The 20,045-nt window shown below is 55.2% G+C and carries 13 protein-coding genes and 1 CRISPR repeat array; of the genes, 9 read left to right on the top strand and 4 right to left on the bottom strand.

All coding sequences use genetic code 11. The features are described 5' to 3' along the window. Positions 1–299: 299 nt before the first annotated feature. Together ACW73I_RS16965 and ACW73I_RS16960 are read right to left on the bottom strand one after the other, a co-directional pair. Positions 300–1,622: a hypothetical protein gene (locus ACW73I_RS16965; protein WP_458030615.1), complete on the bottom strand. Its 1,323-nt coding sequence runs from the start codon at positions 1,620–1,622 to the stop codon at positions 300–302. Continuing rightward, positions 1,619–2,533, bottom strand: a complete 915-nt coding sequence (locus ACW73I_RS16960; protein ID WP_458030614.1) for an ABC transporter ATP-binding protein — start codon at positions 2,531–2,533, stop codon at positions 1,619–1,621. Before ACW73I_RS16960 ends, ACW73I_RS16965 begins: the two co-directional genes overlap by 4 nt. A gap of 288 nt (positions 2,534–2,821) precedes the next feature. Between ACW73I_RS16960 and ACW73I_RS16955 the strand changes: the two genes are divergently transcribed. The 4 genes from ACW73I_RS16955 (at position 2,822) to ACW73I_RS16940 (ending at position 7,430) form a co-directional block, all read left to right on the top strand. Continuing rightward, on the top strand, positions 2,822–3,832 hold the full coding sequence (locus ACW73I_RS16955; protein WP_458030613.1) for an isocitrate/isopropylmalate dehydrogenase family protein: 1,011 nt from the start codon (positions 2,822–2,824) through the stop codon (positions 3,830–3,832). 21 nt (positions 3,833–3,853) lie between these two features. After that, complete coding sequence (locus ACW73I_RS16950; RefSeq protein ID WP_458030612.1) at positions 3,854–4,468, top strand: Uma2 family endonuclease; 615 nt, start codon at positions 3,854–3,856, stop codon at positions 4,466–4,468. A 59-nt stretch (positions 4,469–4,527) separates the two neighbouring features. Continuing rightward, a complete protein-coding gene (acnB, locus tag ACW73I_RS16945) occupies positions 4,528–7,092 on the top strand; it encodes a bifunctional aconitate hydratase 2/2-methylisocitrate dehydratase (protein ID WP_458030611.1) in 2,565 nt (854 codons plus the stop codon). A gap of 155 nt (positions 7,093–7,247) precedes the next feature. Next, entirely contained in the window at positions 7,248–7,430 is a 183-nt protein-coding gene (locus ACW73I_RS16940; RefSeq protein WP_458030610.1) for a hypothetical protein, read from the top strand. Between the two features lie 154 nt (positions 7,431–7,584). Here the strand turns inward: ACW73I_RS16940 and cas3f are convergent, their stop codons facing one another. Further along, positions 7,585–10,569 (bottom strand): type I-F CRISPR-associated helicase Cas3f, encoded by a 2,985-nt coding sequence (cas3f, locus tag ACW73I_RS16935; RefSeq protein WP_458030609.1) that lies wholly within the window; start codon positions 10,567–10,569, stop codon positions 7,585–7,587. Further along, positions 10,569–11,378, bottom strand: coding sequence for a WYL domain-containing protein (locus ACW73I_RS16930; RefSeq protein ID WP_458030608.1), 810 nt, complete (start codon positions 11,376–11,378; stop codon positions 10,569–10,571). The genes cas3f and ACW73I_RS16930 overlap by 1 nt, the downstream gene beginning before the upstream one ends. Positions 11,379–11,491: 113 nt before the next feature. Between ACW73I_RS16930 and ACW73I_RS16925 the strand changes: the two genes are divergently transcribed. Genes ACW73I_RS16925 through cas1f form a run of 5 tightly spaced genes read left to right on the top strand, consistent with a single transcriptional unit; the run spans position 11,492 to position 15,996 of the window. Further along, positions 11,492–12,607 (top strand): hypothetical protein, encoded by a 1,116-nt coding sequence (locus ACW73I_RS16925; protein WP_458030607.1) that lies wholly within the window; start codon positions 11,492–11,494, stop codon positions 12,605–12,607. Beyond that, the gene (locus tag ACW73I_RS16920) at positions 12,604–13,422 is read left to right on the top strand and encodes a type I-F CRISPR-associated protein Csy2 (protein WP_458030606.1); all 819 of its coding nucleotides are present in this window, start codon (positions 12,604–12,606) and stop codon (positions 13,420–13,422) included. Before ACW73I_RS16925 ends, ACW73I_RS16920 begins: the two co-directional genes overlap by 4 nt. Further along, positions 13,419–14,486 carry a type I-F CRISPR-associated protein Csy3 gene (csy3, locus tag ACW73I_RS16915; RefSeq protein ID WP_458030605.1) on the top strand — a complete coding sequence of 356 codons (1,068 nt, stop codon included), beginning with the start codon at positions 13,419–13,421 and terminating at the stop codon, positions 14,484–14,486. Before ACW73I_RS16920 ends, csy3 begins: the two co-directional genes overlap by 4 nt. Continuing rightward, entirely contained in the window at positions 14,483–15,058 is a 576-nt protein-coding gene (locus ACW73I_RS16910) for a type I-F CRISPR-associated endoribonuclease Cas6/Csy4 (protein ID WP_458030604.1), read from the top strand. Before csy3 ends, ACW73I_RS16910 begins: the two co-directional genes overlap by 4 nt. Continuing rightward, positions 15,055–15,996 carry a type I-F CRISPR-associated endonuclease Cas1f gene (gene cas1f, locus ACW73I_RS16905; protein WP_458030603.1) on the top strand — a complete coding sequence of 314 codons (942 nt, stop codon included), beginning with the start codon at positions 15,055–15,057 and terminating at the stop codon, positions 15,994–15,996. The genes ACW73I_RS16910 and cas1f overlap by 4 nt, the downstream gene beginning before the upstream one ends. Positions 15,997–16,103: 107 nt before the next feature. After that, positions 16,104–19,976: direct repeats of the CRISPR family, unit length 28 nt; unit sequence GTTCGCCGCCGCGCAGGCGGCTTAGAAA. Positions 19,977–20,045: the final 69 nt, after the last annotated feature.

The raw sequence follows: 20,045 nt of genomic DNA, 5'->3' as shown, positions 1-20,045 counted from the left end.
TATAACATCGCCAACAGAGCAAGGAAAGCAATTATTATTCAGGCCGGGGAATACCCAAATTACCGAGACATGTAAGACAAAAATTGTTCAGTTTTTAAGGGATGAGGTTCCGCAGGCATCCTTGTTTGTTGATAAAAAATTCACGCTGAAAATTATGAAAACCGAGTCGAAGCGGACGAGATTGGGCCGCCCACGCAAGAGTTGGCAGCAAATTTCCCCGCTGAGATTAGGTGAGGCTCCGTTTTTGTTCTACCGAAAATTGCGGGTGCTGCCGGTCGATGAGATTGATCGACAGACTGTCAAAGAGACTCGCCCAAAACGGCGGCAGCTTTTAACCTCCAGCGCTGATACAGCAGGTTAAGCATGATCCCTGTCTGCAGCGCAGCGCATATCAAAGCACCCATAGCCGACTCCGCCCAAAGCGGAAAAAACAAGGCCGCCAAACCGTTTTGGCCGATGGCTTTAAAAATTCCCGGAAGAACGCCATATAGCAATACGCCGCTTAGCAGCGTCAGATTGAACGCCCGTTGCGGATTTTGTCCGTACAGAAAATATAAATAAATCGCGCAGTCCCTTAGTAGAATCAGCGTAATCGCCAAAGGATAGAAATGAAAATTGAAGGTGATGCCGAGTTGGCGCAACGGTTGCTCGTTGAAGCTTAACCAGAAAGCAAACGGCAAAATCATTACCAGACTTACAAACCAAACCGGTAATTCCTCACCGAATCGTAGCCAATTTCGCTCGGAGAAATAAGTCAGCACCCGTTTGATACGCATGGCGTCGTTGCGCTCGACCAAAATACCCACATAAGTGAGCGCAACGCAAACAGCGAAGCTGGCCAATGAAAACGGATACGAAGCGTTGGGGATCAAGCCGCCTAGGTATACGATCGCAAACAGCATGAATCCGAACCAGGCCCAGGGTAGGGTGCTTATGCCCAACGCTTGCGCAAATAATCGGTAATTGCCGATATTGCACCAAAATAAGGCTAACAAAAGGCTGATGCGATGAAATTGACCGCTATCAATCGATATGCCGTACCAATCGACCATCGATAGGGTCTGAGTGTAATACCGGACCTGGGAGAGGTCGGTTAACCGTGGTGCGATCAATAAAAAACCGATTATGGCCAATACAAAGATGGGCCCGCCTTTGGTTTGGCCGCGTTGCACGGCCAATAAACCGAACAAGAGCCCGGCGCTCTGAACCAATAATGCGGCACAAATGCAATAAAAAAACAGCAAATGCAGTTGCTGGTCGGCGCTGCTTGCCAAACTGTAGGTCAGCAAGCAGAATGCGCCGCTGTACCAGACCATGATAGTGCTGCCGAGCAGTTTGCCCCAGGTCATTTCCCACGGACCTAATGCAGATAGGCGCTGGACGTCCCAGGTATGTTCGCGGTATTCGTCCATGATACTGTCGACCGTTTGGCGCGCGCCCCAAAGCAAGGAAGCCAGCATGAACAAGGTCAATGCCGTTTTGGCCGTGAGGTTTCCCAAGCGGTCTCCGTCAATGAAATAAGTGAAGGTAAAAATAGTGCCCAAGACTAGAGGCACACCCGTTAAACGGGCTGGCGAAGCTTCCAAATAAAGCTGGCGCTGAAATTCCGGGTTTAAATTCATAGCGATTGCCTTATGGTTTGTAAATAAGCCTCTTGTAGATTCCGGGAATCGCGGCTAAATTCGCACACCGGCAGGCCGTGCGCCAGCAGGGCTTTTAAAATGACATGCCGCTGCCGTTCATCGTCAGGCACTCGCAGCCAAGCTGTTTGGTTTTGTTCTATTTTCACTACACCTACGCCTTCGATCGCTTGCAAGACTGGGGATAACGCATGGAAAGGTTCGGCCAGCGATAGTTTATAGGTCTGACTGGGCGAGGCGTTGGATAGGCCGGTTTGTTCGATGATACGGCCTCCACGCAGTACCAGCATATCGGTGCAATAAGCTTCCAGTTCGGCCAAGATATGGGACGACACCAATAGCGTCAGGCCTTGTCCTTGTAGATATAAAAACAGTTGCGCCAGTTCGTGGCGCGCTTCGGGATCGAGGCCGGAGGCCGGTTCGTCGAGCAGCAGCAGACGGGGCTTGTGTATGATGGCTTGGGCGATGGCGACGCGTTGGCGCAGCCCGCGCGACAGTTCGGAAGGACGCATTTCCAGCCGGTCTTCTACCTTGAGATTGCGACTGACCTCGGAAATGGCGGCCTCGCAATCGATTTCGGCGATGCCTTGCGCCCTGGCGACGAAGTGCAGGCATTGTCTTACCGTCAGGCGTTGGTAGAGACCGTAAAAATCCGACAAATAACCGATGATGCGATGGCATGCGCGCGGCTGTTCCAAGACGTCGATACCGGCGACGTTGATGGAACCTTTTACCGGCCGTTCCAACGCGGCGATACAGCGTAGCAGGGTGGTCTTGCCTGCGCCGTTGGGGCCGACCAGGGCGGTAATACTGCTTTCGGCGACCTGGAAGTTTAAGTTGTCCAGAGCCCTGATTCCCGGATATTCAAAGATCAGGTCTTGCACTGTGATCATGGTAGTCGCTTAATAATCGTCAGGTCCGGCCATTTTATCCGACAATCGCTCAATCGCCGAATTGCGCACCAGATCGGTAGCCTAACTAACAGTTTTGGTGCATCGGTATGCCTTTTTAGCATGGTCCGGCATCCATTTCGGACATTAATTGCCATGGAATGACCGGTACGAAATTTGCTTCAGCAACTCAAGGTGGATGCCGGCTTTATCGCGCGGCCGGGAGACCGGCTGCCTGCAGAGGCGGAAACTGTTATGATTAGACTTTTGAATAGACTCAGGAGATACTGAATGCACAACGTCACGTTGATTAAAGGTGATGGTATTGGTCCTTCGATTATGGACGCGGCGGTGGCCGTGATCGATGCGGCCGGCGCGAATATCCGCTGGCAGGAAGCGGAAGCGGGCATGTCGGCTTACGAAAAAACCGGTACGCCGTTGCCGGATGCGACCATGGACTCCATCGCCGAAACCCGCGTGGCTTTCAAAGGCCCGTTGACCACGATGGTGGGCGAGGGTTTCCGTAGCATCAACGTCGAATTGCGCAAGAAATACGATCTTTACGCCAACGTGCGGCCCGCGAAGAGCTGGCCGGGGGTTAAAACCCGCTACGACGACGTCGATATCGTCGTGGTGCGCGAAAACACCCAGGGGCTGTACGTCGGATTGGAGCATTACCTGACGCCGGAAAAAGACATCGCCGAGAGTCTGGCGGTCGTCACGAAAAACAGCTCCGAGCGCATCGTCGATTACGCCTTCAAATACGCGGTGGACAACGACCGCAAGAAAGTGACGGTTTGCCACAAGGCCAACATCCTGAAATACACCCAAGGCTTGTTCCTGAATACCGCCCGCGACGTCGCGAAAAGATATCCGCATATCGAGTTCGACGAAAAAATCATCGACGCAGCCTGTATGCACATGGTCATGAAGCCGGAACAATTCGACGTCGTCGTCACGACCAATATGTTCGGCGATATTTTGTCCGATCTGACCGCCGGCCTGGTCGGTGGCTTGGGCTTGATTCCGGGCGCCAACATCGGCGCCGACGCGGCCTTGTTTGAAGCAGTGCACGGCAGCGCGCCGGATATCGCCGGGAAAAACATCGCCAACCCGACCGCGGTGATGATGGCCGGCGTGATGATGTTGAATCATTTGGGCGAGCACGACGCCGCGCACCGCATGCAACACGCCATCGAGAAAGTCGTCAACGAAGGCAAATATGTCACACCGGATTTGAACCCGAACAGCACTTGCGGTACTAAAGAGATGGGGCAAGCCATCGTTGACGCGATGGCATGATTTGATTGGAGGAGGGCGGTTATGAGCGCGCGACCCGAATTTGAAACGCATAGTATCTCGATGGAAGATTATTTGCGGGACGAGTTGTCCGCGGACGTGAAGCATCAGTATTTGGATGGACATGTCTATGCCATGTCCGGTGCCAGCCGCAATCATGAAAGGATCGCATTCAATATTTCACGGATGTTGGGAAATCACTTGCTTGATAAACCATGCGAACCATTCTCCTCCGATTTAAAAATCAAGGCCGGCAATTATCTGTTTTATCCGGATGCGATGGTGGTTTGCGACGATCCGGTGTCGCACGAGTATTACACCGAAACGCCGGTCTTAGTGGTTGAAGTGCTGTCCAAATCCACCCGGCGCATCGATGAAACCGTCAAGCGCCAGGTTTATCAGTCGATTCCCACCTTGCAAGAATACGTCTTGATCGAGCAGGACATCGTCGACGTCGAGGTTTGCCGCCGCAACGAAGGCTGGATATCCAACCATTATTTTTTGGGCGACGATGTCCGTTTTGAATCGATCGATTTGACGCTCGCCGTGGCCGATATTTACGCCAGGGTGGAAAACGACGATGTCGCGACTTATCTGCTTGAACGGCAGGCTAATAGCGCCGATCAGGCAACGCCGTAATTGAATTTCTTTTGACAGGTCTCCAACTTGGATCGACCGTTATTACCAGGATAAATCCCATGCTTGAACAATACCGTAAACATGTCGCCGAACGCGCTGCGGAAGGCATCGTCGCTAAGCCGTTAGATGCCGAACAAGCCGCCGCCTTGGTCGAATTATTGAAGAATCCGCCGGCAGGCGAAGAAGCCTTTTTGCTGGATTTGCTGGAAAACCGGATACCGGCCGGCGTCGACGAAGCGGCGTACGTCAAGGCCGGTTTCCTGGCGGCGGTCGCCAAGGGCGAAGCGTCGTCGCCCATCGTTTCGGCGGAAAAGGCTACCGAGTTGCTCGGCACCATGCTCGGCGGTTACAACATCGCGCCCTTGATCGAACTCTTGGATAAGCCCGAATTGGCCGAAATCGCGGCGAAGGCTTTGTCGCACACATTGCTGATGTTCGACGCTTTCCACGACGTACAGGAAAAGGCCGAGGCCGGCAATGCCTTTGCCAAACAAGTGCTGCAATCGTGGGCGGAGGCCGAATGGTTTACCAGCAAAGCCGAAGTGCCGGAGAAACTCACCGTCACCGTGTTCAAGGTCAGCGGCGAAACCAACACCGACGATTTGTCGCCGGCGCCCGATGCCTGGTCTCGGCCGGACATTCCGTTGCACGCCAAGGCCATGCTGAAGATGCCGCGCGAAGGCATCAGCAACGCCGAACAACAGATCGAAGAACTGAAGGCCAAAGGCTTTCCGGTGGCCTATGTCGGCGACGTGGTCGGCACCGGTTCGTCGCGCAAATCCGCCACCAATTCGGTGCTGTGGCACATGGGCCACGACATTCCGTATATCCCGAACAAGCGCGCCGGCGGCGTTTGCATCGGCGGCAAGATAGCGCCTATCTTCTTCAACACCATGGAAGATTCCGGCGCCTTGCCGATCGAGTGCGACGTCAGCAATATGAACATGGGCGACGTGATCGACATCTACCCCTATCAAAGTTTGATCAAACGCCACGGTAGCGATGAAATCGTTTGCAAATTTTCGCTGAAAACCGAAGTGATTTTGGACGAAGTGCGGGCCGGCGGCCGGATACCGTTGATCATAGGCCGAGGCCTGACGACGCGTGCTCGTAAGGCCTTGGACTTGCCTGCATCGGATGTTTTTAAAAAACTGGCCGACGTGGCGGACACCGGCAAGGGTTATACGCTGGCGCAAAAAATCGTCGGCAAGGCCTGCGGCGTGCCGGGCGTGCGTTCCGGCAGCTACTGCGAGCCGCATATGACCACGGTCGGTTCGCAAGACACCACGGGGCCCATGACCCGCGACGAGTTGAAAGACCTGGCCTGCCTGGGATTCTCGGCCGATTTGGTGTTGCAGTCCTTCTGCCATACCGCGGCTTACCCCAAGCCGGTCGACGTCACAATGCAGCATACCTTGCCGGATTTCATCATGACTCGCGGCGGCGTGTCGCTGCGGCCAGGCGACGGCATCATTCATTCCTGGTTGAACCGCATGTTGCTGCCCGACACGGTCGGCACCGGCGGCGATTCGCACACGCGCTTCCCGATTGGCATTTCGTTTCCGGCCGGCTCGGGATTGGTGGCCTTCGCCGCCGCGACCGGCGTGATGCCGCTGGACATGCCGGAATCGGTGCTGGTGCGTTTCACCGGCAAGATGCAGCCGGGCATCACTTTGCGCGATTTGGTCAATGCGATTCCTTATGCGGCGATTCAACGCGGCTTGCTGACCGTCGCCAAGCAAGGCAAGAAAAACGTGTTCTCCGGCCGTATTTTGGAAATCGAGGGTTTGCCTGATTTGAAAGTGGAACAGGCTTTCGAATTGTCCGACGCCTCGGCCGAGCGTTCCGCCGGCGGCTGCACGATCAAGCTGAACGAGGCGCCGATACGCGAATATCTTAATTCCAACATCACGCTGCTAAAATGGATGATCGCCGAAGGTTACGGCGATGCCAGAACCATCAAGCGCCGCATCAAGTCGATGCAGGAATGGCTGGAAAATCCGGTGTTGATGGAAGCCGACCCGGACGCCGAATACGCCGAAGTCATCGAGATCGACATGAACCGGATCACCGAGCCGCTGCTGGCTTGCCCCAACGATCCGGACGACATCAAGCCCTTGTCCGAATTGGCGGGTACCAAGATCGACGAGGTGTTCCTCGGCTCTTGCATGACCAACGTCGGCCATTTCCGCGCTGCCGGCAAGCTGCTGGAAAAAGCCGGAGCCTTGCCGACCCGCTTGTGGGTGGCGCCGCCGACCAAGATGGATCAAAGCCAGTTGGTCGAAGAAGGCTATTATGGCACTTTCGGCAAGGTCGGCGCCCGCACCGAAATGCCTGGCTGTTCCTTGTGCATGGGCAATCAAGCCCGGGTGGCGGACAACGCCACCGTGGTGTCGACCTCGACCCGGAACTTTCCCAACCGTCTGGGCACCGGCGCCAACGTCTACCTGGCTTCCGCCGAACTGGCCGCCGTCTGCTCGTTGCTGGGTAAGATCCCGTCGGTGACCGAATACATGCAATACGCATCGGTGATAGACGCCAACAGCGCCGATACCTACCGTTACTTGAATTTCGATCAAATGGATAGCTATCAAAGCAAAGCCGATAACGTGGAAGTGGCCTAGCTGCCTTCGATATTGCTTACGACGAATTCGTCGAGGTGCCCGGCGCCTAAAGGCCCGTTCGGTCGGCGAGAGCCGGATGCGCCATAACTTGTATCCGATCGATGCCGTGTTGATCGCAGACGACCCGTTGCGAGTGATCTCGCAGCGGGTCGACTATGCAAGGCCACTCTTTGCGTTGGCTGGCCGACAGCCTGCAAGCTACCCAGGCCTATTATCTGCTGGGTGTAGATGTCGATACCGACAAGATCGTCAACGTCAATCAGTTCGAAACCTATGATCCGGCTTTGCGGGATGGTGACAAGCGACATTACGCCATGGCGGAAGACTTGCGGGATTAGCTGAACCTAACCGCGATTCAAGATGGTGGCGCAGTTTTGGCTTGGGCCGGAGAATGAGGCGGTGGAGTCGAGGTTTGATGGCGGGGCAGGGACGCGCTCAACTCCGAAGGCGTAGGAGGGGATGTTTTAAAAAAATCCCGTTTGTGCCTACTACTCATGAATAGTCGGTTGCATCTCCGTTGTTAACGAAGAATCCGAACGAACGATTGAAAATTAAAGTGTCAGTTCCTGTTAGTGCTGGAACAGCCACCTTCATTCCCATTTTCGTTGCAATGTCATGGCTATGGCAGTGTTCGAACAGGCTATCGACATCACATGTTAGCCAAGTATTCATTATCGACGGCACTTGCCGAACTGAATCATGTCTGTCGACAGAGCCGACGGAAAAGTCGATCAAACGAAATTTTCCGTCCTCATCCAAATAAAACTCATCTCGACGCTCTTTATCCCTGAGCGGATAAGCATCGTACAGTGCTTGGCCGATCCACCAAGGGCTTGCTTGATTCAAATCGAATTGTCTATCAAGCGGTTTGCTGAGCATTAGATCAATAGCGTTCTTATCCAATTGAGCAAACCGATGCCCGTCGAACATTAGCCCGGCATCGGCTACCTTTAAATTTTGCCAATCCAACAGAACAGAAAGATCCTTGGTGTCGTAAGGTGTGTTCGTGCTTTCGTAACCCGGTTTACAGAACACGACCTTCTCGTTACGTGCCCATCGGTAGTTGTACTGCATGATGGCGATATTCGGTTCCGTGATCTTTTCGTGTCGATGGCGATTGACCCGGCCGGCTGTTTGTACGATAGAGCGCGTACTGGACGGTTCGATCACCGCCCAATCGAAATCATGGTCGCGGCCGATTTCCTCGACCGGCGTGGCAACAACGATGAATATTGTTTCGTCGTAAGGCGAAGCGGCTAGCAGGGCATTGATTTCAGAGTCGTTTTCGATAGCGGTATTTCCATCGTGACGACGCAGCAGCCTGTCTAATGTTTTTTCTTTCAAAAATCGCTGGATCAGAAAATCCTGGGAGTGATAGCAAGCAACCCTGGCGTTCGGTAGTCGCTTCGCCAAAAAACGAGCGGCGGCGATAGCAGGAACAATATTTGCCATTCTGACTAAGCCGAAAGACACCCGCTTGCCACTGGCTTTATGCGTCCAGCCATGCGCCGCGTGTAAGCGTTCCGCTGCGGTTGCTACGGCCTCTTGCCAACAGTCGGATGAACGTTCGGCTACCGTTTGTAGAAACGGTACACGCTCTGCCATTGTTGGTGTTTTTTGCCGTTGGCGCTGGATACGTTTCCGGTAGAGATCGGCAAAAGCCAAACTCGCATCGAAGCGGACAATGTCCGGCATTAGCCGAGTATCGTCGAACAAAGCGCAGGCGAACGCCGGTTCAGTACCTTCCAACGCTGCGCGCATCCGCGCGCCGCTGCAATAGGCTTGGTATAGTGCGTTGGCCACCGGTTCCGCCAAGGTAGCGGTTGAACAAATCACGTTGCGCCCAAACAGCGCCGCCATCTGTACCAAGCGCAACACCGCAACCAAAGGCTTCGGGTCGTAGCCGTCGACTTCGTCCAGCACCAGATCGCTATCGAGCAAACGCAGCAGCGCCGCGACATGGTGGCCTTGTTTGTGCGGCATGCCGGCGGCGATCAAAAAATCGATAGTGGAAATCAAGATTGGTGCGCCGAGTATGGTGTTGAAATTCGGTTTGCCGGCAGCGAATTCTTCCAGCCAAGCCGGAACGTCGAACTCGCCGGGCGTTACGTCGAACTCGGTTTCGACCTCGTTTTCGTCGGCATCGTCCGGCGTCGCCAGCCGGCTTTGTTGATGAAGTTTGGCGGTAATCCGATCGCCGATGATACAAGCCAATTCGTCCGGTCCAATGGCCAATTGTTCGCGGTAGGCGTCGCCGGTTTGCAGCGTCAGGGTGCGTAGATTCAATGCCACGGCAAAACGGACTCTACCTTGGCTTAGAACGCAAGCCGCGCGGGCGTTCATGCGAGTTTTGCCAGTGCCGGTGCCGGCCATATTCAACGCCAATACCGGCAAATCGGAGTCTCGCCGAAAAGCCGCCAAGGCATCGGCGGCACGGTCTTGCCATTGGTACGCCTCCTTGGTCACCGGTTGGCAAATCGCCTCCACGCTTTGTTCGCTTAAGCTTGGTAAACGCAAATTACCGATGCGATAGGCGAAATCGCCGGCGGCATGCGCCACTTCATTTAAATGCCAGTTCAACGGTTGGTCGAGCTTACCTGCTTTGGTGTTGGCGAACATGCCGTCTTCGGGAGGCTTTCCGTAAGGTCTAGCGGAAATGACATGGTCGGCCATGATCAGCGCGGCACGGGCGTAAACGCTGATTCCTCGCCAATAAGCCGCCGGCTTATCGGCGGTTTTTTGCTCTATACGTGCCAACAGTGCGGGTATCGCTTCAAAAGGTTTTTCGGATAATGCGCCTTGAGGTGCCAGATTCACTGTTTCGCCGGAAAAATGATTGCTCTGGTCCGGTTCGGTCATGGTCTTGATTGGGCCAAGCAAGCGGTGATGGGTTACCAACAAATAATCCAGCGTGTCAGCGGCAGACTGAAGACCGGATTCCAGTTGATTGCGTTGCAATGACTTCGTCCCGCGTAAAGTCTGCCAGGCTTCGTCCCAATTTTTGCCTTCGCGCATCAATTGCAACAGCCGCATCGATACCCACTCGTGGCGCACGGCGTCTTTGATCGGTGCCGCCGCGCGCAACTTGGCTTGAAATAGCGTGGAAGCCTTGCCAATGTCGTGACCCCAACCGGCGGCTTGCGCCAACAGCGAAGCCACCCGTAACCATTCCAATATAGGTGTCGTGTTTTTCGCCAGTCGATAGCCGGCCGGAAAATGTCCGTCCGGACCGAATGCGTTACGCGAACCGACGATCCACAGTAGTTTCATGCGTTGCCGCCCCTCGTTGCGGTAACAGGCTACCGCGGTTTGCCGGGTGGCGACCCGCTTCAGTGCCAAACGTACTTCGTGCAGGCCTTCGGCGGTTATGGGTGTGGCCCAGGCCTTTTCGCCGGTGCGGAGCGCGAAACTATCCAGCACCGCGAGGGTTTTCTTTATCGCCCGTTTTTCGCAAGCCGAGACAAACAAAACGTGCATCAATCCTCCTTGAACAAGTGTGGCCAAATCGCATTGGCGTTGGCGGGCTGATCGGAAAAACGGCGTAAAAACTCGAATATGCCGCGTTTGGGTAGTCTGACTTTGCCGTCCACGACGTTCAATTCGTGCCGCAATACCGCTTGCTGGGCCTCGCTCAAGGCTTCGTTCAGGCGAACCGCTACATCGGTTAAATAATCGTCGGCGGCTAATCGGATCAAGTCCTTCGGCAATTTCCGCCCGGCCAATTCGGCGGCTGTAATACGGGGTAGGACGAAGACTTTTAGCGGGTAGCCGGTATCTTCCAAATCTTGTGCGATCAAACGCCATTGATCGCCCATGCGTTCCAAGCCGGCCGGCAACAACCAGCGCCAACGCGGCGCTTCATCGCGGCGTAAGCCAACATAAAAAATTCGCAAATCGCCGTGATGTGCCAACGCGCGGCTGATCGTCAGCAATACGCCGGGCGTTTGCGGTGCATTCCGGGTCCATTGCACGATGTTGACCGGCAGTTCGTCGCGGCGCAATCCGGTATCTCGCAGCGAAAACAAGCCTTGATCCAGGCAATTCATCAGTTGTTCTTCCGAGGCTTGAGCAGGAATGGGTGCGTTTTGGCGCAGCTTTACCGCTTTGCCGGTACGTTCCAAGGTGTCCGGCCAGTGCGTCGCGGCACCGTCCATTGCCAAGCTGGCCTTGGTGGTGCCGATTTTGCCGAAGGCATCGATTACGTCGCGGCGGGTTACCGAGCCGTAGCGCACGGCGCGGCGCAGAATGAAGTAATCGACTTCGTTGGGCGGGCGGTAATGGTCCATGGCAAGGCTCAATGTTCGATTTATGTATATTGCAAGGATAAATTCTTTGTTGACAAAAAGCAAAAGCGCATTTAGCCTAAATAAACGAAAATCGTACTTTTTAAGGAAATTAAATGGCGAAGCCCCCTAAAAGTGAAAAAGATCAACCGCCTTGGCAGAAAATTCCTCTGGCAGTTTATGGCGCCGAAGCCAGTGAACTAGTGCATTTCTCGGCCAAAATCGTCAACTCCAATGCCGAAGCGTTCGGCGTCCGGCTTGGACTTCAAGGCGGCTTACCTATGCCGTATGTTTCGGCGCGCTGTTTGATGGAACACGGTTTGGTGCCGGGATTGGATTACATCCAAAACCCTGCCGCTGCAAAAGCTGCGGATGGCAGAAAAAAAATCGACGTCATTAAGCAAATTAAACGCGTGTTGAGTGAAGATCTTAGCGCCATCGAAGCGGATGGCGAAAATTTGTCGGATTTGAAAACCGGTTTGGAGAGCATAACCTCGCAAGCTTTCATTTCCGAAGCAGGCATGCGTCAGGTTTCGCCTCGGCTGAGACAGCTATTGCTTCCCAAGGGCGATCACTACGTGGCGATCACGCCGCTGCCCAGTGCCGGCATGAGCCAAGCAATTAATCACCGCGCTCAGGCGCATAACAGTACCGCCAAAGAAAACGGTCTTAACGCACTGCGCGCCGCGACGCTCGGCATTGGCGGATCTAACCCGCAAAACGTCGGCTCTCTGGTTAGGGAAACCCAAACCGCCTGGACATTTTCCGCTCCTACCGAAGATCGCGCGATTCGGGCCGCATGGGCAGTACATCATCGCGGCATTGCTGTTCGTCTGCCGTATCGGGCGATGCTGGCTTGGAAAACTTGGCGAGAACAGACCGCCGCCCAACACGGCGGCCAGATTCCCACCGACATGCGTCATCGCAACCGGGAGCGCCAATTGGTAATCGATGTGGCTCAGGGCGTGTTGACTCAAGGGCGTAAAGCCTTGCGTTTGCTGGAAAAGCAGCGCGACATATTGGGCGAGCAATATTTATCCGACGCATTAACCGATACCGTGATTCGCGGCCTGATAGACCCGATTCAACGCGATAAAACTTGGTCCGGACATTTTGCCGCACGTATCGCCACCGCCATCGGCCGGTACAAAACCGGCGACGATTTGTTTTTACCGTTGGACGGCGGTTCGTTGCAAACGATAGCCCGCTGGATAGAGGAGGCGGTTCGATGAGCGACGAGTATGTACTGTTGCCACGGTTGGAAATTCAGAATGCCAATGCCCAATCGGCATGGTGGTTGATCAACGCCGCGCCGGTGATGGCGGCCAACCTGTTTGCCCACAACCTGGGCCGGCATTGCCGGCGCTTTCCTCGTGCGGTCGGTATTTTTCATCATCACGGCCAATTATTGGGTGAACGTTTTTACCGCAAATTTCATCCCCAGCAACGGCGCGGTGCTGTGTTCATCGACGGCGCCGATTACGCATCCACCAATAAGCATGCCTTGTCATTGCAGCCCACGGCCTCTTGCCATTTGACTTGGTCGCTGTTGCTGGCGTTTTCCGTCGATGACGGCTTGCCTTCATTGACGAAAGTTCACGACTTTCTCCACGGCGCCAGGCTGGCCGGAGGCCAAATCATCCGTCACGAACCGGCGGAAGCCTTGAACGATGTCGATGCCGTCAAGCGCAGGCTGCGCGGCGGTTTCTGGTTGGTCGAACGGCGTGATTTGCTGGAAAACCGCGATCCGCTGGATGGCTTGATCGCCGCATGCGGCCTGGCTAAACAAAAAGCCGATGAAACCGAACCCGGTCAATTGCCAGCCTCGTGGCTAACGCCAACCACCCTGGGCTATGCCGCAATCACCGATTTTGCCCAACGCGGCGGCGTACGGGACGGTTATCCGCATGCCTACGCCGAACCTCTAATCGGCTTGGCGCAATACGTTTCGCCCCGCCATTGGGGTGAACGCCCGTTGCCGTTATGGCGCGGCCATTGGCCGCAAGACGATGTATTCATAGTGACTCAACAGGAGATAAACCCATGAGCGATGCTGTATTTAAAAAACTTCCCGGCGTGCTGTCGTTCCAACGCGGCATCGTGATTTCCGATGCCTTGTTTTATAACGAGATTGAAGGCCAATATCTATCCTATCCGGTTTATGTGGTACGCCACGGGATTCGCGGCACGCAAAACATCAATAAAACCGGCGATGGGGAAGCCAACGTGACAGCCGAGGCCAAACGTCAGGAAGTGTCCAATATCCAAACCACCGACACCGCGAAATTGGAGCCCAACGCCGACGCCCTGATTGTCACCTTTGCCCTGCGCTTTTTGGATTTCAAGCAGGCCTTGTTTGCCTGCGCGCCCGGCCCCAAGGACAGCGATCCTGAAATCGCCGCGTTGCGCGCCAGTATCGACAGTTTCATCGAACGGGCAAAAACCAGCGACGGCGCTGCCGAAATCGCCCGCCGCTACGCCCGTAATATCGCCAATGCCCGATGGCTGTGGCGTAACCGCTTGCTGGCGGAAAGCATTACGGTCGAGGTTTATCATGCCGAAAATAAAGTAGCCGAATTTAACGCGCTGACCATCCCGTTGCACCGCTTCGATGGCTATTCAGAAGGCGAACAACAAGTGGCTGAGCTGATTTTGCAAGGCTTGCGCGGTGATAATCAGGCGACGCTGAACATCGTGGCCCGTGTTTCGTTCGGGGTTAAAGGTGCGGTCGAAGTATTCCCGTCGCAGAATTACTTGGAAGACAAGCCGCGAGGATTCGCGCGTTCGTTATATTGCCTGGGTACGGCAGAAAAGTTAGATAAAACCGACGGCATCCGCCAAATGGGCCAAGCTGCCCTGCGCGATCAAAAAATCTCCAATGCCTTACGTACCATCGATACGTGGTATCCGGAATTCGACAGCTACCAACGGCCGATTGCAGTGGAACCCAACGGTGCCAGTCTGGAAGCGCAACGATTTTTCCGCGACAAGAAGACCAGCGCTTTTGACTTGGTCAAACGCTTGAATCAACTCGACCCCGCCAGCCCGGACGGTATGTTTGTGACAGCCAGCCTGATTCGCGGCGGCGTATATTCGGAAGCCGGCAAATGATTCCGCGCCACTATGTCGATTTAAACCTTCAGAACGGCGGACGCGGTGCCGGCTTGCCGCCGCCGGTGCTGGCCGGCGCCGCGCTGCGGGTGTTGCACGGCGTGTTCAAACAACAGCCGAACCGTTACGCGTTGGCCCTGCCGGTTTTTGCCGACGCCCCCTTCGCCAAGTTGCGGGTATTCGCCGGCGAACGCGACGACCTGGACTTACTACAGGAATCCGTGTCGGGCCACCACGTGTTTCAAAATCAAGTTCAACTCGGTTACCCGCGCAAGGTCGCGCAGAGCTACGAAGGCCCTTGGTTACGTTACGCCCGCTACCGGATTCCGTCGCGCAAGTCCGGCCGACACCCGGAGGACGGCTTGCGGCAACGGCGCATGATGCAAGCCGACGAACGGCGCTTGCCGTATTTCATCCTCAACAGCCAAAGCACCGGCCAACAATTTGGCCTGTATATCGCTATCGAATCCGCGGAGCCGCCGGCCGATTGGCAAAACCGCGACATAGAACCGGACAGTTACGGCTTATCGGTCGCCAGCCGCGCCTTCGCGTTGCCGGATTTGCCGATATGAGCAAGCCGCAGATCAAACCGCGCAGCATCCTGCTGTCGAAGCGCGCCAACGTGTTTTATCTGGAACACGTACGGGTGATGCAGAAGGACGAGCGGGTGGTGTATCTGACCGAAACCGGCGAAGCCATCGAACGCTTTTTCAATATCCCTGAGCGCAACACCGCCTTCGTATTGCTCGGCAAGGGCACCTCGATTACCGATGCCGCCGCTCGCCGTTTGGCCGACGCCAACGTACTGGTCGGCTTTTGCGGCTCCGGCGGTTCGCCGTTGTTTTCGATGGCCGATTCCGTGTTTCTCGCCCCGCAAAGCGAATATCGTCCCACCGAATACATGCAGGCTTGGGTCAAGGCGTGGTTCGATGAAAACACTCGAATTGAAATGGGCAGGCGCTTGTTGCGCCAACGGATGGCATGGACCTTGGAAGCCTGGTCGGATAACGCCGAATTGTTGAAACGAAAAGTCGCGATACCCGACGTGCTGCTCAAACGTTTCGAAAACGACATTGCCGCCGCCGACGGCAGTCAGCGCTTGTTGCTGGCAGAGGCGCAATGGGCCAAGGCCTTGTATGCCAAGTTGGCGGAAGCTTCGAAAGTGGCCGAGTTCAAACGCGAGGAAGGCAAGGGCGCGTCCGAAACGGCCGCCGACCGCATCAACGGCTTTCTCGATCATGGCAATTACATTGCCTACGGCTATGCCGCGACGGTATTGAACGGCCTGGGGATCAGTTTTTCGCTGCCCTTGCTGCATGGTAAAACTCGGCGAGGGGCTCTGGTGTTCGATGTCGCGGACTTAGTCAAGGATGCCTATGTGATGCCGGCGGCATTTCTGGCCGGTGCAGAAAAACTCAGTCAACGCGACTTCCGCAATGCGTTGATCGAAATCTGCCAGCAAGAAGAAATCCTGGATCGTCTTTTTACCTTCGTTGCAAAGCTTGCATAAAAGCTTTTTATTTTCAATTGGTTACCACTCTCTTCCGAAACATTCCCTTTCCCGTATAAAATACGCTAGCTTTTTGAAATTGCAGGTTAAATTCAAAAAGCCGTTCAGTTCGCCGCCGCGCAGGCGGCTTAGAAATATATATCGATGCTTAAAAAGGGTAAGCGCAAGTTCGCCGCCGCGCAGGCGGCTTAGAAAAAGACGCTTTCCGACATCTTCCCTTCTATGGTGTTCGCCGCCGCGCAGGCGGCTTAGAAATGTCGGTCATTGCCCGCAATACTCGACCGAACGTTCGCCGCCGCGCAGGCGGCTTAGAAAATCACTAAAGCCGCGCCTGGCGTCGTCACATCGTTCGCCGCCGCGCAGGCGGCTTAGAAAGAAACGGGTTGTATTTTTAATGCTCTTCGAGTGTTCGCCGCCGCGCAGGCGGCTTAGAAAAGTTTTAGCTCAGGCCATGCGAGATCAAACCGGTTCGCCGCCGCGCAGGCGGCTTAGAAATATACGAAAACACGGAAAATGATGAACGCAAAGTTCGCCGCCGCGCAGGCGGCTTAGAAAGGATAAATCGGACGGAGGAGTTAACTTGTTAAGTTCGCCGCCGCGCAGGCGGCTTAGAAAAGCATCGGAGCGACACAGAAGAAGTGACGAGGGTTCGCCGCCGCGCAGGCGGCTTAGAAATATAGTTATCTTATAGGCGCGCATGGTCAATCGTTCGCCGCCGCGCAGGCGGCTTAGAAAGGTAAATAAGTCGATAACGCCCTCATATCAATGTTCGCCGCCGCGCAGGCGGCTTAGAAATGGGGGTTGGGTAATGCAGTTGTATAGGTGACGTTCGCCGCCGCGCAGGCGGCTTAGAAAATTCACCCTACCGAATTAGAAGCAATCAATTAGTTCGCCGCCGCGCAGGCGGCTTAGAAAAGCTGATCAGGTCGAAATGGAGGTTAGGGAGAGTTCGCCGCCGCGCAGGCGGCTTAGAAAGCAAAATGTCCAACGTAGCGGTTGCGATGCAAGTTCGCCGCCGCGCAGGCGGCTTAGAAATTTGCCTTCTCCCGTTCCCGGCGAAGTCAAGAGTTCGCCGCCGCGCAGGCGGCTTAGAAAAAGGTAAGGAATGTTTTTACGATCAGCACGAGGTTCGCCGCCGCGCAGGCGGCTTAGAAACAAAAGGAGCAGGAATTAAACAATCATAAACAGTTCGCCGCCGCGCAGGCGGCTTAGAAAAGTATTTGATTCAATGGCCGAATTCGAAGCAGGTTCGCCGCCGCGCAGGCGGCTTAGAAAATCACGCGCCATTTTCGCCCGTGCCTTGGCCCGTTCGCCGCCGCGCAGGCGGCTTAGAAATAAATCAGGGAATTGCAGTCTGTTCTTGGCCTGTTCGCCGCCGCGCAGGCGGCTTAGAAAGATGCTATTTGTCAAAATATCGATGCGTTTTTGTTCGCCGCCGCGCAGGCGGCTTAGAAATTGCACACAACGGCTAATTGTGAGGGATGGGGGTTCGCCGCCGCGCAGGCGGCTTAGAAAATTAAAACCGCTCCGACGATACGCCCGCGCTAGTTCGCCGCCGCGCAGGCGGCTTAGAAATCACACACCTCGCCGCAGCCGCCTGCGCACGAGTTCGCCGCCGCGCAGGCGGCTTAGAAATTAGGAAAATCAAGATAATTTCTTGGATCAGCGTTCGCCGCCGCGCAGGCGGCTTAGAAATTGTCGTAACACGCGCGTAGCAGAGGAGCCGGGTTCGCCGCCGCGCAGGCGGCTTAGAAAGTTAACAGACCAGTCGATTAAAACCGCCTTAGGTTCGCCGCCGCGCAGGCGGCTTAGAAAAAATCGGTGCAATATCCTTCTTGGTGTTGTTTGTTCGCCGCCGCGCAGGCGGCTTAGAAAAATATCTGGACGAGCGTCCGGATGCGGCCTTGGTTCGCCGCCGCGCAGGCGGCTTAGAAAGCAATAAAAGCGCCCAACAGAAACATAGGGACGTTCGCCGCCGCGCAGGCGGCTTAGAAAGTGTGCGAGATTGGAGCCGCTTCGCGATGTCTGTTCGCCGCCGCGCAGGCGGCTTAGAAAATTCGTTACTAATTTCGATAAAGCAGCAAATAGTTCGCCGCCGCGCAGGCGGCTTAGAAAGATAGCTCTTACATCCTGGGTTACGACCGTATTGTTCGCCGCCGCGCAGGCGGCTTAGAAATGCTGGGCCGGCATCCTGAAACCGTTTTGGAAAGTTCGCCGCCGCGCAGGCGGCTTAGAAAGGATAACGCGCAAATTAGGCACGTGCGGATATTGTTCGCCGCCGCGCAGGCGGCTTAGAAAATTTAGGACATTGCAACCGTAATAAATAACCTGTTCGCCGCCGCGCAGGCGGCTTAGAAACGGTTAGCAGGTCGGGTGAATTTTATGGTTATGTTCGCCGCCGCGCAGGCGGCTTAGAAAACCCTACCCGCTTTAAGCGCATCAATCGCAAAGTTCGCCGCCGCGCAGGCGGCTTAGAAACATTACCATCGATAGTGGTATCGACATTCATCGGTTCGCCGCCGCGCAGGCGGCTTAGAAAAGTAGCAAACGATACTAAAGACGATATGACCAGTTCGCCGCCGCCCAGGCGGCTTAGAAAATGATGGTTGTCCGCATTGGCATATGTTGCTAGTTCGCCGCCGCGCAGGCGGCTTAGAAAGTCGGAAGTTATTACTATTGCCGAATGTCTGAGTTCGCCGCCGCGCAGGCGGCTTAGAAATGTTGCCGACGACTTACAACAAATGTGGATAAGTTCGCCGCCGCGCAGGCGGCTTAGAAAAGCTGGCATTTAGTGACACTCCTCAGCCGGGTGTTCGCCGCCGCGCAGGCGGCTTAGAAAACGCCGAATATTGATAAAGTCAAGGCGGAGATGTTCGCCGCCGCGCAGGCGGCTTAGAAATTGAAGCCCGGTTCTAAGCCTCGATTCGATACGTTCGCCGCCGCGCAGGCGGCTTAGAAAATCAGGGGAAATTAATTTGACGTTACAAATACGTTCGCCGCCGCGCAGGCGGCTTAGAAACAATGCCACCAGCCGGCCATAAGTTTGCGACCGTTCGCCGCCGCGCAGGCGGCTTAGAAAAATTAACTGATAGTTGATCGTATCCATAAGTTGTTCGCCGCCGCGCAGGCGGCTTAGAAAGCGTGATCTACCGCACCAATTTATCGGCAAGCGTTCGCCGCCGCGCAGGCGGCTTAGAAACGAGAACGAGCCTGTGCTATTGAGCTACCAGGGTTCGCCGCCGCGCAGGCGGCTTAGAAAAATTGTCGAATTGTTAAACGTAGCCGATGTAAGTTCGCCGCCGCGCAGGCGGCTTAGAAAAGTGCTTTTGTTGTCTGTTTTCCCCTTTTATCGTTCGCCGCCGCGCAGGCGGCTTAGAAAGCACCGCCACGCTGTTGGGGTAGTTGTCGCCGGTTCGCCGCCGCGCAGGCGGCTTAGAAATATAACGGTCATCACCTGAAGATTGAGACTTCGTTCGCCGCCGCGCAGGCGGCTTAGAAATGACTAATCCCGTCTAAACCCCGATACTGGCTGTTCGCCGCCGCGCAGGCGGCTTAGAAACAGCATTTTTGTCAGCCCGGAGAATTTAGACAAGTTCGCCGCCGCGCAGGCGGCTTAGAAATTAGCGGGTATAGGTTCTGATTTTGGCGATACGTTCGCCGCCGCGCAGGCGGCTTAGAAAACTGTGATTCTAGCGTCGTGTTTTGTGATGATGTTCGCCGCCGCGCAGGCGGCTTAGAAATTTAAAGGAATCCTAACAAATTGAACACGACCGTTCGCCGCCGCGCAGGCGGCTTAGAAATTGACTCAGGAAACCAATCCTGATGACGCTACGTTCGCCGCCGCGCAGGCGGCTTAGAAAACCACGGAATCTACAGAGTATCAGTTTCAAAAGTTCGCCGCCGCGCAGGCGGCTTAGAAAGCCAGAGGGAGCGCAGGAAGTTATCGGGTCGAGTTCGCCGCCGCGCAGGCGGCTTAGCAGGCTGTTGAAATTTGCCGCCATACCTTCGGTTTCGACGCCATTTTTTGAAGCGCCGGGTGGTCTGCTAGC

This window comes from Methylomonas sp. MgM2 (assembly GCF_054172045.1).
Note: the sequence above shows the minus strand (reverse complement) of the source record. Positions and strands in the feature narration are given on the sequence as shown.